A 12,459-nucleotide genomic window follows, 5' to 3' on the forward strand; every position below is an offset into this window, starting at 1 on the left:
ATGGACAGATCATTCGGGGCATGCCTGGCGCGCCACCCGGTCATAGCGACGCTGTACGGGGTTGAGCAGATCAACACCTTTGTCGGCAGCGTCGCAGAGATCGGCATCGTCGCCAACGTGGAGCTGCGCAAGCTTGCTCCGGTGATCTCCGCGCTGAACCGGGCGGGGAAGTTCGCCATCGTCAACATCGACAGTTGCGAAGGCCTGTCGCAGGACAAGGGCGGCGTCGAGTACCTGGCCGATATCGGCGTGGCCAGCCTGGTGTCCACCCGGGTGGCGACCATCCAGCGGGCCAACAGGGCGGGCATGGTGACCATGCAGAAGGTCTTCGTCACGGACCGCTCGACCTGGCCCCGCAGCGTAAAGGCGCTGGAGCAGAGCGATCCCAACCTGGTGCAGCTGATGCCCGCGGCGATGCTCGCGCACATGGCCCCGCAGGACCTGAAGGCCCTGCCGCCCATCGTCGCGTCCGGTTTCGTCTGCAACGAGGCTGACGTGGGCGCGGCGATGCGGCACGGCGCGGTGGGGGTTTCCACCAGCGATCACGCACTCTGGAGCCTGGATCCGAAGCAGCTCAGGCGCTGAGCGCGGGAATGCCCGCGCGTGCCTAATCCATCCGGAGGATCCCCCGGAACGGGCCGGCGACGTTACCTTGTTTGAGGCAGGGACGCCGGCGCCTGGCCGCGAACAAGAAATGTCAAGATTTGCATTGCTTTAACGTTGCCGTTCCCGCGTCGCGATACCGTTGGGTTTTCGTTTTTTGGGGGTGGAAATGTACTCGCTATCCAAGCGTTGCGGCGCGGAGTTCTTTGGCACATTCTGGCTGGTACTGGGCGGCTGCGGAGCCGCGGTGCTGGCGGCGGGCTTCCCGGAGCTGGGGATCGGGTTCGCGGGCGTGGCGCTGGCCTTCGGCCTGACGGTGCTGACCATGGCGTTCGCGGTGGGCCACATCTCGGGCGGCCATTTCAATCCGGCCGTTACTGTCGGCCTGGTGGCGGGCGGGCGCTTTCCCGCCAAGGAAATCGCGCCCTACGTGATTGCGCAGGTGCTGGGCGCGATTGCGGCGGCCGCGGTGTTGGCGTGCATCGCCAGCGGCAAGCTTGGCTTCGATCTCAAGGCCAGCCACTTCGCGGCCAACGGCTACGGCGAGTATTCGCCTGGCAAGTATTCGATGGCGTCCGCGCTGGTGTCGGAAATCGTCATGACCGCCGGCTTCCTGTTCGTGATCCTGGGCGCCACCAGCAAGCGCGCGCCCGCCGGTTTCGCGGCGATCCCGATCGGCCTTGCGCTCACCCTCATCCATTTGGTCAGCATCCCGGTCACGAACACGTCGGTCAATCCGGCCCGTTCCACCGGCCCCGCGCTGTTCGTGGGCGGCTGGGCGCTGGAGCAACTGTGGCTGTTCTGGGTCGCGCCCATCGTCGGCGCGATCATCGGCGCCATCGCCTACCGGCTGGTGAGCGATTCCTCCAAGGAATAGGGCGGGGAGGCGGGGGCCCGGGGAGCGGGCGATAATAGGGCCGAGCCGATATCTCCGGCGTCGGCCCGTCGGTCCCTCCCGGGAAGAACAAGAAGCACGCAGCCCCCATGAATGAGTTTTCCATCGCCATCCACCTTACGCTCGCCATGCTGCTGGGCGCGGCCGTCGGCCTCGAGCGCCAGTGGCGGCAGAATTACGCGGGCGTCGTTACGCATGCGCTGGTCGCCCTGGGCGCGGCCGCCTACACCGCCTTGCCCGCGCTGCTGGACGCCAGCAACGATATGCGCCTGGGCAGCCAGGTCGTGACGGGCATCGGGTTCCTGGGCGCAGGCCTGATCATGCGCGACGGCCTGACCATCCGCGGCCTCAGCGCCGCCGCCACCATCTGGGCCACCGGCGCGGTCGGCGTGCTGGCGGGCTATGGTTTCCTGGCCGAGGCGGGCGCGGTAACCGCCCTGATCCTGGTTACGAACGTGCTGTTGCGGGGCGGCGCCAGGCTGGTGGACCGCTACGTGCCCGAGGCGGAAACGGAAGAGCGCTACTACAACATCGCCCTGACCTGCGCCTCGGCGGACGAAGCGCTGATGCGCGCGGAACTGCTGAACTCCCTCGCCAGGCACAGCCTGCGCCTGCGCGGCGTGGAAAGCCAGCAGCGCGACGGCGGCCGCTCCGAAGTGACGGCGGTGGTCTATTCGATGCGCCAGGAAGACGAGCGCGTGGAAAAACTGGTGGGAAGCCTGAGCCTGCTTCCCCAGACGTTTTCCGCGAGCTGGACTTCCGATACCGGTAACGCCTGACCTTGCTGGGCGCAATCAGGACGCCGTAAGTCTGATCTCAATACGCTTGCAGGCCGTATCCCAGACCACGAGCGCAGCCTGTGACCCAATCTCCCTCCGCCGCGGCGCCGGCCGATCTTGCCCACTACGACCGTACCACCATCGCCTTCCACTGGCTGACCGCTTTGCTGGTAGTCGGGCTGTTCGCGCTGGCCGAAGCCTGGAGTTTCCTGCCGCGGGGCACCTCGACGCGGCGCCTGCTGCAGTCGCTGCACATTTCGCTCGGCCTGGTTTTCGCCGCCGTGTTCGTGCTGCGCGCCGTCTGGCGCCTGAGCGCGGGCAGGCGTTTGCCGCCGGCCGCGGGCGGCTGGCTGCGCGTCGCCAGCACGGGCATGCACGGGCTGCTGTATGCGCTGATGGCGGCGCAGATCGTGCTGGGGTTCCTGTTTCGCTGGGCGCAGGGTGAGCCGTTCGCCTTTTTCGGGCTGTTCGATGTGCCCACCCTGATTCCCATCGATCGCGAGCAGCGCCGCTTCATCGGCGGGCTGCACGATACCGTGGCGTGGACGATCGTCGTTCTGGCGCTTCTGCACGCGCTGGCTGGGCTTTTCCATCATTACTGCATGCGCGACGGCGTATTGCGCCGCATGCTTTCAAGCCGTTGAACGGGGCTGGCGGCCCCGGGGGCGTGATGGACGGGCGGGGCAGGTTGTACATTACGGACTATCACCTGCTTCATTTCTACAGGATTCACCCGTCATGACCGCCCCAGAAGTCGTTATCACCCCCTCGATCAGCTGCGCGAACGATCGGCCCTTCGTGCTGTTCGGCGGCATCAATGTGCTGGAGTCCCGGGACCTTGCCCTGCGCGCCTGCGAGGAATATCAGCGTGTGACGAGCAAGCTGGGAATCCCCTACGTGTTCAAGGCGTCCTTCGACAAGGCCAACCGCTCCTCCATCCATTCCTACCGCGGTCCCGGGCTGGAAGAGGGCATGAGGATCTTCGAAGAGGTCAAGAAGACCTTCGGCGTGCCGGTCATCACCGACGTGCACGAACCCTGGCAGGCCGCCCCGGTCGCCGAGGTCGTCGACATCCTGCAGCTTCCCGCCTTCCTGGCCCGGCAGACCGACCTGGTGGTAGCGCTGGCCAAGACGCAGCGCGTGATCAATATCAAGAAGCCCCAGTTCCTCAGCCCGACCCAGGTCTTGAACATCGTCGAGAAGTTCACCGAAGCCGGCAACGACAAGCTGATCCTGTGCGACCGGGGCACCTGCTTCGGCTACGACAACCTGGTCGTGGACATGCTCGGATTCGGCGTCATGAAGAAGGTATCCGGCAACCGTCCGCTGATTTTCGACGTGACGCACGCCCTGCAGCAGCGTTCGGCGCTGGATGCCGCGTCGGGCGGCCGCCGCGAACAGGTTGCCGAACTGGCCCGCGCCGGCATGGCGGTGGGGCTGGCGGGCCTCTTCCTGGAGGCTCACCCCGATCCCAAGAACGCGAAGTGCGACGGCCCCAGCGCCTTGCCGCTGGACAAGCTGGAGCCTTTCCTGACCCAGTTGAAAAGACTGGACGACCTGGTGAAGTCCTTTGCCCCGATCGACATCGAACCCTGATCCCGGCGGTCACAATGGCCGCATCAAGTTGTTATACGATCCAGGCCTGGGGTTTGCTGAGCGCAAAAGGAGCCTCGCGCGGGTCCGTAACCGGGGGACTGGATGTCTTTGTATGTGATCGTCGCCGTTCGAAAAGAGCCCGTCAGCGGGCACGTCGCCTATGTGCGCTGGGGACAGGCCGAGCGCGGCGTGCCGGGCTGGGTCACCGAGCCGGTGACGGCGGCGGCGTCCGAGGTCATCGAACTGATCAAGGACGGCGCCGAGGTCGAAACGGCCATCAGCCTGGACGGCATGAGCGTGGCCTCGCGTCCGGTGCGCGTCCTGGTCGACGATGACGGGCGCGAGCACCTCGCATCGGTGCCCGTCCCCAGTTCAACCTTGCACACGCTGTTCGACCTGCCGGAGTTCTGATCCGCCGGCCATCGGCCCTCAGCGCCGGCCTTGCGCGAAGCTCTGCAAGGCGTCTCCGGCGAGCCGGTAGCGCACCCATTCATCCTGCGGCAGCGCCCCGATCGACTTGTAGAAGTCGATCGCGGGCGTGTTCCAGTCCAGCACGCTCCATTCCAGCCGCCCGCAGCCATTGGCCACCGCTTCCTGCGCCAGATGGCGCAGCAGATCGCGTCCGGCGCCGATGCCGCGATGCTCGGGCGTGACGTACAGGTCTTCCAGGTAGATGCCGTTCTTGCCCAGCCAGGTCGAATAGCTGTAGAAATAGACCGCATAGCCGATGGCCTTGCCGTCCAGCAGGCACATCAGCGCCCGCGCGGGCGCGCCTTCGGCGAACAGCGTGCGCCGGACGTCGTCGGCGCTGGCGATCACCTCGTGGGCGGCGCGCTCGTACACGGCGAGCTCGGTGATGAATGCATAGATCTGGGCCGCATCCGAAGGCGCGGCGGGGCGGATTTCGATAGTCACGGATATTTCCTGCTTTTTGGGACGCATATCCTACCCGTGAACGCCTGGTCTTGCAGGCCGTGCCGCCCGGCAACATCGGGATTCCCCTTACTTGCGCGCCGTGCGGGGGGGCGCGATTCTTTGCCAGGATCTTGCCCTCGCGTCTGCATGGATACCACTGAGGACGTCCGCTATGCCTGAGTCTGGCCCTGCCTCCGCTCATGCGTCCGCCGCGCGGCGCACGGGGCGCCGCCTGTCATGGATTTGGCTGGTGCCGATCATTGCGGCGCTGGGCGGGCTATTCCTGGTGGTGCGTGTCTGGATGGAGGCCGGCCCCACGGCCACCATCAGTTTCCAGACCGCCGAAGGGCTGGAGGCCGGCAAGACGCAGGTGCGCTACAAAGAGGTCAACGTCGGCCTCGTCGAGCGCGTGGCCCTCAACCCCGACCGCTCCGGCGTCATCGTGACGATACGGATCGACAAGGACGCCGGCAATCTGCTGAGGGAAGGCACCCGCTTCTGGGTGGTGCGGCCCCGCCTCACGCTGAGCGGGGTGTCCGGCCTGGGCACGTTGCTGTCCGGCGCCTACATCGGCATGGATCCCGCCGACCGGCACGGTGAGGAAGGCGGGCGCTTCGCGACCAAGTCTTCCTTTACGGGCCTGGAAATTCCACCCGAAGTGACTCAGGACCGGGCAGGCAAGCGCTTTACGCTGAAAGCCCGGGACCTGGGATCGCTCGACGTGGGATCTCCGGTGTACTACCGGCGGATTCCGGTGGGGCAGGTAGTGGGCTATCACCTGGACGCCAACGGCGAGGGGGTCGACGTGCAGGTTTTCGTCGATGCCCCCAATGACGCCTACGTCAACGCCGCGACCCGGTTCTGGAACGCCAGCGGCGTCGATTTCAGCGTCGACGCACGGGGGCTGCAGATGCGGTCGCAGTCGCTGCTTTCGGTGATCGTGGGCGGCGTCGCCTTCGATACGATCGAACAGCGGGAGCGCGTGGCCGCCAAGGCCGACGCGGAATTCCCCATTTTTCCGTCCGAGAGCGCCGCCCGCGCGCAACCGGACGGCGTGCCGCTGCATATCCGCATGCGCTTCGATCAATCGGTCCGGGGCCTGACGGTGGGGGCGCCCATCGACAGCAACGGGGTTTCAATCGGCCAGGTGGACTCCATCGGGCTGGAGCTGGACCGGACGACCAACCAGTTCTACGCCGAGGTGGGGGCCACGCTCTACCTCGAGCGCCTGGGCGCCAAGACGATGGGCGAAATCAAGGAATACTCCGGGTCTTCGCTGGAGCATCCCAGCGGAAAACTATTGACCGCGATGATCGAGCACGGCCTGCGGGCGCAGTTGCGCATCGGCAATCTGCTGACCGGCCAGTTGTATGTCGCCATGGCGGTCTTCCCGGATGCCAAGCCGGTGTCGTTCAAGATGGAGCAGACGCCGACCATCCCGACGGTGCCGAATAACCTCGACCAGTTGCAGCAGCAGGTCAACAGTATCCTGGTCAAACTGGACCGGGTGCCTTTCGAGGCGCTGGGCAACGAGCTGAACAACCTGCTGCGCGGAACGGCCAGCCTGATGAAGCGACTGGACACGCGCCTGGCGCCCGAGGCCCAGGCCATGCTGAAGCAGGCCAGCAAGTCGCTCGCCGCGGTCGGAGGCGTGCTGAATCCCGATGCCGAATTGCCGGCAAGCGCGGGCACGGCCTTGCAGGAGCTGTCGCGCGCCGCCAGATCGCTGCGCGAACTGGCCGATTACTTGCAGGCCTATCCTGACGCGCTGCTGCGCGGCCGCGCGCAGGACGGCCCATCTTCGCGCCCGCCGCGCTAGCTCGCGGCCAGCCGGCGGGCGATCTCACGCGCGCTCGACGCCGGATCGCTGCTCGACGTGTCCAGCACCCAATCGCTGAAAGGACGCGAAGCGTAGCCTTCGCGGTACATCTGTGCAACGCGTTGACGTTCCCATTCCGTCAATATGCGTCCGCCTCTGTCGGATTGGGCGGCCGCGAGCGTGGGAGCAAGCGTAATGACGCGCAAGCGGGCGCTGCGCCGCTCGCAGGCGGCCAGGATTCGTTCGTAGCCCTCTTGGTCCAAGGGATAAGCGACGACCAGGTAGGAATCCCGCGCTGCGCCGATCAGGCGCGTGATGCGAGCAAGCGCCAGCTCCCACTGTTCGGTATACGGCAGGTGGCTGGGCGCATCGTGGTCATCGCCATCGATGAACCGCGCGGCCGGCAGCAGGGCCGCCAGCGCTGCGCCGACGGTGGATTTTCCGCTGTTGATCGGACCGTTGAGGTGGATGACATTCAATGCAGGGGGGGAAATGGGAAACTCCTTGGCTGGGGCCGGGAACGGCGCTTGCTGCTGGGCGCCGTGAACGTCGTCGCTCATGGCAAGGGCGAGGCGCCCGAGAGGGACAGAGCATGGATCATAGTGAAATGATGGCGCGCATGATCACACAGCCCGTCGCGCCGGGCAGATTCGACCACTGGGATGGAATTCTTTCCGCCTATGCGGACTGCCTGTTGCAGGTGCAGGCCAAGCTGACGGATGCGGATATCAAGCGCTTCCTGGACGTGGGGGCGCTGGTGTTCCGCACCTGCTGCCAGGAAGAGGCGCGGCGGCGATGGACCGCCGAGGAAATGGCGCTGTACCAGCACAAGCGCCGGTTCGAGGCATAGGGCGCCGCGCAGCCGCGCGCTTCAGAACAGGCAGTGGCGCAGGGCGAACTTGCGCCCGAAGGCGCGGACCTCGTCGCCCTCCACCGAGGCCGTCACGTCCCAGCGGTCGCCGCGGGTGACCAGTATCGACCGGCTTGAAATGACATGGCGCAGCGCAAAGCGCCAGAACTCGGCCTCGGAGCCCACCGGTTCGAGGTCGTGCGGGCCGATGAGGAGCCGCGCAGGGCGGGGCGTTGCGCCGAGCGACCATCGCAGGGCGACCGTAAGGAACGCGAAACGCGCCGAGAACGACGATGGCTGGACGCACAGCACGCGGATTCTGTTGTTCATGGCCGGACCCTCTCCAGGTAGGGCCAGCGTAGCAAATGTGTCCGGACGCTTCCATACCGCCTTTGGCGGATTCGGGCCCGCGTTGCCGGGCAGCAACCGCTCAGCCCCGCCGCAAGCCCCGCAGCATCAAGTCCAGCGCCTGCAGCGCCTGGGGCAGCCGCGCTTCGTCCGCGGGATCCTCCGCGATCCAGAAGGCGCTTTCGGACAGGCTGCCGTTGACCAGCCGGGCAAGCGCTTCCGGCGCTGCGGCTTCGATCGCGTTTTCGTCCATCATCCGCCGCAGCAGGGCGCCCAGCGACGCCAGGCAACGCTGCTGGGCGGCATCCGGGGCGGGGCCCAGTACGGCCCGCGCGTCCTGCAGCACGATGCGCCGGATCTCGGGTTCGGCCGCCATCTGGAGGTAGGCGCGGCAGCGCTCGCGGAAGGCCGTCCAGGCATCGGGCGCCCGCGCCGCGATCGCGTCCAGGCGCTCATCCATTTCGCCGTCCATCTGTTCCACGACCGCGGCCAGCAAGCCCTGCTTGCCGCCGAAGTGGTGGTAGAGCGCGCCGCGGGTCAGGCCGGCAGCCCCGGTGAAATCGTCCATGGACGTCGCCGCGTAGCCCGCTTGCCGGAAGGCCTGCCGCGCCGCGGCCAGCAGTTTTGCGCGGGTGGCTTCGATCATCTCTGCGCGGGAGCGGGCCATCTTGTCCTCCTTGAACATACGGGCCGTATGTAAATTGACATACGCAATGTATGTGAATACGATCTCGCTGTCCATACGATTCAAAGGGTCCTGGTGTCCAATCCGTATCGCGAGCTGTTCAAGGCGCCAGGCGCTACCGGTTTTGTGCTGGCCGGCGCGGTCGCGCGCCTGCCCCTGCCCATGATAGGCATCGGCATCATCACGATGCTGTCGGCGGTGCGCGGCGCCTACGCGCTGGCGGGCGCCGTCGCGGCGACCTTCGCGCTGGCCACGGCCCTGCTTGCGCCGCGGATTTCACGCCTGGTAGACCGGCACGGCCAGGGCAGGGTGCTGCCCATGGCGGCGGGCCTGTGCGTCCTGGGGTTGGCGGGGCTGGCCGCCTGCGTCCGGTGGCAGGCGCCGGACTGGGCCCTGTTCGTCTGCGCCGCGCTGGCGGGCTGCCTGCCCAGCATGCCGGCGATGATACGGGCGCGGTGGACAGAGATCTTTCGCGACAAGCCGCAGCTGCGCACCGCCTATGCGCTGGAGTCGGTTGCGGACGAACTCAGCTTTATCGTCGGGCCGCCGCTGTCCGTGGGCCTGAGCGTGCTGTTTTTCCCCGAGGCCGGTCCGCTGACGGCCGCGTTGCTGCTCGCGGCCGGGGTTGCCGCCTTCGTGCTGCAACGGGCCACGGCGCCCGCAGTGCGGGCGCGCGCGCAGGGCCGCGAGGCGTCGGTGTTGCGCATGCCCCTCATGCCGTCCCTGCTGGCGATGATGGCCGCCATGGGCGTGATCGTGGGCACTATCGACGTGCTGAGCGTGGCATTCGCCCGGCAGCAGGATATGCCCGCCGGAGCGAGCCTGGTGCTGTCCGCCTACGCGCTGGGCTCCTGCGTGGCGGGCCTGGTGTTCGGCGTGCTGAAGTTCCGGATGCCGTTGACGCGCCTGTTGGTGGCGGCCGCCGCCGTGACGGCCTTCACGACGGTTCCTTTGCTGCTGGTGAGCGACCTGTTGGGCTTGTCGCTGGGCGTGCTGCTGGCCGGCCTGTCGTTTGCGCCGACGATGATCATCGCGATGGCGCTCGTGGAAAGCAATGTGCCCGGCCATCGCCTGACAGAGGGGCTGACCTGGCTGGTCACGGGCCTGGGCGCGGGCGTGGCGGCGGGGGCGGCGCTGGCCGGCTGGGTAGTCGACCACCATGGCGTGCGCGCGGGCTTCTGGACGGCCGTGGGCGCGGGGGCCGTGGTGCTGCTGGCCGCGCTTCCGGCGGCGCGCGGCCCCCGCGGCGCGCGCGTGGGCGCCTGACGCCGCGCGCGGATAGAATGGCCGGTCGGCCCATTCTCAGGAGCAGGCAATGTCCAGAACCGTAGTCAATCCCGATAGCGTATTCGACTCCGTGCAATACGGTTTCAGCCAGGCCGTGATCGTGACGGGGCAGCGCCGCATGCTCTTGTCGGGCCAGGTAGGCGTCGATGCCGACGCGCGCACGGTCGGCCCCGGGCTGCAGGAGCAGACCGAGGCCGCGCTGGACAATATCGAGCGCGTGCTCGCCGTTGCAGGCGGCACGCTGGGGCAGGTCATCATGCTGCGCATCTATATCTGCGAGTCGGCGCGGGAAGACCAGGAGGTGATCGCCCAGGCGCTGCGCGACCGTTTCAAGAAGGATCCGCCGCCTTCGTCCTGGATCATCGTCAGCGGGCTGTCTTTGCCCGAGTGGCTGATAGAAATCGAAGCAGAGGCCATGCTGGACTGCTGAACGGGAGCTGGCCGCGCAGCCATCCGGGTCATCGGCAGGCGCTAGGGCTTGTCGCGCCAGGGCGGGGTGGAGAACGCGGCGCGCAGGTGGGCCAGGAACCCCGCGGTCCGGGCGGGAAGGTCCTGCCGCGACTTGACCAGGGCCACCACGTTCGCCTGCGGCAGGCTCCAGCCGGCCAGCAACGGCACCAGCCGGCGCGCATGCACATGCGCCGCCACGTCCCATTCCGAACGCACGATGATGCCGTGCCCCGCCAGCGCCCATTCCACGGCGGTTTCCCCCGCGTTGCTCGACAGCACCGGCGAAACGCGCACGCCGACGGCAGGCCCGCGGCCCTGCTTGAACCGCCACAAGGTCACGTCCTCGTCGTTTTCGCGCAAGGCGATGCAGTCATGCCCCCGCAGGTCTTCCGGCTTGGCAGGAGCACCGCGCCGCGCCAGGTAGGCGGGGGAGGCGCACAGGATCCGGCGATTGGGCGCCAGCGGGTAGGCGACCAGCGTGGAATCGCGTAGCTCGCCGATATGCACCATGACGTCCCAGTCGTCGGCGGCCAGCCGTGGCGGTCCGTCGGACAGGGTGAGGCTGGCCGTGACGTTTTCGCCGTGCTGGCGGAATTCCGCGACCAGCCCCGCCACGTAGCGCTGGCCGAAGCCCAGCGGCGCAACCACGCGCAGGTGGCCCGCCACCACGCCCCGCCTGCCCGCCAGTTCGTCCGCCAGGTTGCCCAGCTCGCCGCAGATCTGTTCCGCCCGCAGCGCCAGCAGCCGGCCCTCGTCGGTCAACGCCGTGCCGCGTCCCGACCGGTTGACCAGCCTTACGCCCAGGCGTTTTTCCAGCGCGTGCAGCCGTTGCGTGACGGCCGGCGGCGTCACGTCCAGCGCGCGCGCAGCCTCCGCCAGGGAGCGGGTAACCGCCAGGCTCAGGAAGAAACGCAGGTCATCCGTGGTAATCATTCAGGCACGCATTAATTGATGATTAAGGCGTTATTAAACACGCCATGCCGCCGCCGCGCCATACTGCGTTCATGCGGACGCCGGGCTGCCCCCCGCGTCCTTTCGATTCGCCATACCGAGGCCCTCATGAACCAAGCTACCGACCCGTCCACCGTGGACACCCTGGATACGCCATGCCTGTTGCTCGACGAGACCCGCATGACGCGCAACATCGAGCGGCTGAATGCGCTGATGGCGAGGCACGGGGTGCAATTGCGTCCCCACCTGAAAACGCCCAAGTCCATCGAGGTGGCGCGCCGTCTCATGGCCTCGCCGCAGGGGCCCGCCGCCGTTTCGACGTTGCAGGAGGCAGAACAATTCGCCGCGGCCGGCGTCACGGACCTGCTGTACGCCGTCGGGGTCTCGCCCGCGAAGCTGGATCGCGTGCTGGCATTGCGCCGGCGCGGCGTCGATCTTACCGTGGTGGTCGACAGCATCGACGCGGCGCTTGCGGTGGCCCGCCGGGCCCGTGAAGCCGGCGACGCCATTCCGGCCTTGATCGAAATCGATTGCGACGGCCATCGCGCGGGCGTGCAGCCGGGCAACACCGGGCAATTGCTGGCCATCGCCCGCGCGCTGCATGAAGAGGGCGCCTGCCTGCGGGGCGTCATGACGCACGCAGGCGAATCCTATGGCTGCGACAGCGTCGAGGCGATCGCGGACATGGCCGAGCAGGAGCGCATGGCGGCCGTCAGCTGCGCGCAGGCCATCCGCGAGGCCGGCCTGCCGTGCCCGGTGGTCAGCGTGGGCTCCACGCCCACGGCCCATTTCGCGCGCAGCCTGGAGGGCGTGACGGAAGTCCGCGCCGGCGTGTACGTCTTTTTCGACCTCGTCATGGCGGGCCTGGGCGTGTGCGCGGTGGATGACATCGCCGCCACGGTATTGACGACAGTGATCGGGCACCAGCCGGACAAGGGGTGGATACTGGTCGACGCCGGATGGATGGCCATGTCGCGCGACCGCGGAACCGCAAGGCAGCGGGTGGACCAGTTGTATGGGCTGGTCTGCGATGCGGATGGCAAGGTCTATCCCGACCTGCTGCTGGCGGAGACCAACCAGGAGCAGGGCATCATCAAGGTGCGCCCCGGCAGCGGCGCCGCCTTGCCCGAGCTGCCGCTGGGCGCGAAGCTGCGGATCGTGCCCAACCACGCCTGCGCCACCTGCGCGCAGCACGAGGCCTATGAGGTCGTGCGCTCCGGTTCGCCGCAGATTGTGGCGCATTGGGAACGCTTCCGCGGCTGGTAGGCGCAATCTTGGGGA

The 12,459-nt window shown here is 67.5% G+C and carries 16 protein-coding genes; 11 read left to right on the forward strand and 5 right to left on the reverse strand.

Translation table 11 applies throughout. The features are described 5' to 3' along the window. The 6 genes from JL37_RS24585 (at position 1) to JL37_RS24610 (ending at position 4,284) form a co-directional block, all read left to right on the forward strand. Positions 1-585: a glycerol-3-phosphate responsive antiterminator gene (locus tag JL37_RS24585; protein ID WP_043547605.1), complete on the forward strand. Its 585-nt coding sequence runs from the start codon at positions 1-3 to the stop codon at positions 583-585. A 187-nt stretch (positions 586-772) separates the two neighbouring features. Further along, the gene (gene aqpZ / locus JL37_RS24590) at positions 773-1,480 is read left to right on the forward strand and encodes an aquaporin Z (RefSeq protein ID WP_043547607.1); all 708 of its coding nucleotides are present in this window, start codon (positions 773-775) and stop codon (positions 1,478-1,480) included. Positions 1,481-1,587: 107 nt separating this feature from the next. After that, entirely contained in the window at positions 1,588-2,277 is a 690-nt protein-coding gene (locus tag JL37_RS24595) for an MgtC/SapB family protein (protein ID WP_043547609.1), read from the forward strand. A gap of 80 nt (positions 2,278-2,357) precedes the next feature. After that, positions 2,358-2,921, forward strand: a complete 564-nt coding sequence (locus JL37_RS24600) for a cytochrome b (protein ID WP_043547610.1) — start codon at positions 2,358-2,360, stop codon at positions 2,919-2,921. Between the two features lie 94 nt (positions 2,922-3,015). Next, positions 3,016-3,873: a 3-deoxy-8-phosphooctulonate synthase gene (kdsA, locus tag JL37_RS24605; protein WP_043547611.1), complete on the forward strand. Its 858-nt coding sequence runs from the start codon at positions 3,016-3,018 to the stop codon at positions 3,871-3,873. Between the two features lie 102 nt (positions 3,874-3,975). Then, the gene (locus tag JL37_RS24610; RefSeq protein WP_043547612.1) at positions 3,976-4,284 is read left to right on the forward strand and encodes a carbohydrate isomerase; all 309 of its coding nucleotides are present in this window, start codon (positions 3,976-3,978) and stop codon (positions 4,282-4,284) included. Positions 4,285-4,302: 18 nt separating this feature from the next. Here the strand turns inward: JL37_RS24610 and JL37_RS24615 are convergent, their stop codons facing one another. Then, positions 4,303-4,788: a GNAT family N-acetyltransferase gene (locus JL37_RS24615; protein WP_043548172.1), complete on the reverse strand. Its 486-nt coding sequence runs from the start codon at positions 4,786-4,788 to the stop codon at positions 4,303-4,305. Between the two features lie 172 nt (positions 4,789-4,960). Here JL37_RS24615 and JL37_RS24620 point away from each other — a divergent pair, with 172 nt between their 5' ends. Continuing rightward, on the forward strand, positions 4,961-6,607 hold the full coding sequence (locus JL37_RS24620) for an intermembrane transport protein PqiB (RefSeq protein ID WP_043547614.1): 1,647 nt from the start codon (positions 4,961-4,963) through the stop codon (positions 6,605-6,607). Here JL37_RS24620 and JL37_RS24625 read toward each other — a convergent pair. After that, the gene (locus JL37_RS24625; RefSeq protein WP_231570428.1) at positions 6,604-7,167 is read right to left on the reverse strand and encodes a shikimate kinase; all 564 of its coding nucleotides are present in this window, start codon (positions 7,165-7,167) and stop codon (positions 6,604-6,606) included. The two genes, JL37_RS24620 and JL37_RS24625, sit on opposite strands and share 4 nt — an antisense overlap. Positions 7,168-7,199: 32 nt before the next feature. On the opposite strand from JL37_RS24625, the gene JL37_RS24630 reads away from it, so the two are divergent. Beyond that, positions 7,200-7,457, forward strand: a complete 258-nt coding sequence (locus tag JL37_RS24630; protein WP_043547615.1) for a hypothetical protein — start codon at positions 7,200-7,202, stop codon at positions 7,455-7,457. Positions 7,458-7,478: 21 nt separating this feature from the next. Here JL37_RS24630 and JL37_RS24635 read toward each other — a convergent pair whose 3' ends face one another. Together JL37_RS24635 and JL37_RS24640 are read right to left on the reverse strand one after the other, a co-directional pair. After that, positions 7,479-7,787, reverse strand: coding sequence for a hypothetical protein (locus JL37_RS24635; RefSeq protein WP_043547616.1), 309 nt, complete (start codon positions 7,785-7,787; stop codon positions 7,479-7,481). A gap of 100 nt (positions 7,788-7,887) precedes the next feature. Further along, positions 7,888-8,472 (reverse strand): TetR/AcrR family transcriptional regulator, encoded by a 585-nt coding sequence (locus JL37_RS24640; RefSeq protein ID WP_043548175.1) that lies wholly within the window; start codon positions 8,470-8,472, stop codon positions 7,888-7,890. Between the two features lie 93 nt (positions 8,473-8,565). Here JL37_RS24640 and JL37_RS24645 point away from each other — a divergent pair, with 93 nt between their 5' ends. Both JL37_RS24645 and JL37_RS24650 read left to right on the forward strand, forming a co-directional pair. After that, on the forward strand, positions 8,566-9,756 hold the full coding sequence (locus JL37_RS24645; RefSeq protein ID WP_043547618.1) for an MFS transporter: 1,191 nt from the start codon (positions 8,566-8,568) through the stop codon (positions 9,754-9,756). Positions 9,757-9,805: 49 nt separating this feature from the next. Continuing rightward, entirely contained in the window at positions 9,806-10,207 is a 402-nt protein-coding gene (locus JL37_RS24650; RefSeq protein WP_043547619.1) for a RidA family protein, read from the forward strand. A gap of 41 nt (positions 10,208-10,248) precedes the next feature. Here JL37_RS24650 and JL37_RS24655 read toward each other — a convergent pair whose 3' ends face one another. Then, a complete protein-coding gene (locus JL37_RS24655) occupies positions 10,249-11,160 on the reverse strand; it encodes a LysR family transcriptional regulator (protein ID WP_043547620.1) in 912 nt (303 codons plus the stop codon). 126 nt (positions 11,161-11,286) lie between these two features. Between JL37_RS24655 and JL37_RS24660 the strand changes: the two genes are divergently transcribed. After that, a complete protein-coding gene (locus JL37_RS24660) occupies positions 11,287-12,444 on the forward strand; it encodes a DSD1 family PLP-dependent enzyme (protein ID WP_043547621.1) in 1,158 nt (385 codons plus the stop codon). Positions 12,445-12,459 lie beyond the last annotated feature (15 nt).

The organism is Achromobacter sp. RTa, assembly GCF_000757485.1.
GTDB lineage: Bacteria > Pseudomonadota > Gammaproteobacteria > Burkholderiales > Burkholderiaceae_B > Achromobacter.

Bases quoted from the DNA above. Each gene is read 5' to 3' on its own strand.
- JL37_RS24585 (WP_043547605.1), top strand. From the start codon at position 1: ATGGACAGATCATTCGGGGCATGCCTGGCGCGCCACCCGGTCATAGCG.
- aqpZ (WP_043547607.1), top strand. From the start codon at position 773: ATGTACTCGCTATCCAAGCGTTGCGGCGCGGAGTTCTTTGGCACATTC.
- JL37_RS24595 (WP_043547609.1), top strand. From the start codon at position 1,588: ATGAATGAGTTTTCCATCGCCATCCACCTTACGCTCGCCATGCTGCTG.
- kdsA (WP_043547611.1), top strand. From the start codon at position 3,016: ATGACCGCCCCAGAAGTCGTTATCACCCCCTCGATCAGCTGCGCGAAC.
- JL37_RS24610 (WP_043547612.1), top strand. From the start codon at position 3,976: ATGTCTTTGTATGTGATCGTCGCCGTTCGAAAAGAGCCCGTCAGCGGG.
- JL37_RS24620 (WP_043547614.1), top strand. From the start codon at position 4,961: ATGCCTGAGTCTGGCCCTGCCTCCGCTCATGCGTCCGCCGCGCGGCGC.
- JL37_RS24625 (WP_231570428.1), bottom strand. From the start codon at position 7,167: ATGAGCGACGACGTTCACGGCGCCCAGCAGCAAGCGCCGTTCCCGGCC.
- JL37_RS24630 (WP_043547615.1), top strand. From the start codon at position 7,200: ATGGATCATAGTGAAATGATGGCGCGCATGATCACACAGCCCGTCGCG.
- JL37_RS24635 (WP_043547616.1), bottom strand. From the start codon at position 7,787: ATGAACAACAGAATCCGCGTGCTGTGCGTCCAGCCATCGTCGTTCTCG.
- JL37_RS24640 (WP_043548175.1), bottom strand. From the start codon at position 8,472: ATGGCCCGCTCCCGCGCAGAGATGATCGAAGCCACCCGCGCAAAACTG.
- JL37_RS24650 (WP_043547619.1), top strand. From the start codon at position 9,806: ATGTCCAGAACCGTAGTCAATCCCGATAGCGTATTCGACTCCGTGCAA.
- JL37_RS24655 (WP_043547620.1), bottom strand. From the start codon at position 11,160: ATGATTACCACGGATGACCTGCGTTTCTTCCTGAGCCTGGCGGTTACC.
- JL37_RS24660 (WP_043547621.1), top strand. From the start codon at position 11,287: ATGAACCAAGCTACCGACCCGTCCACCGTGGACACCCTGGATACGCCA.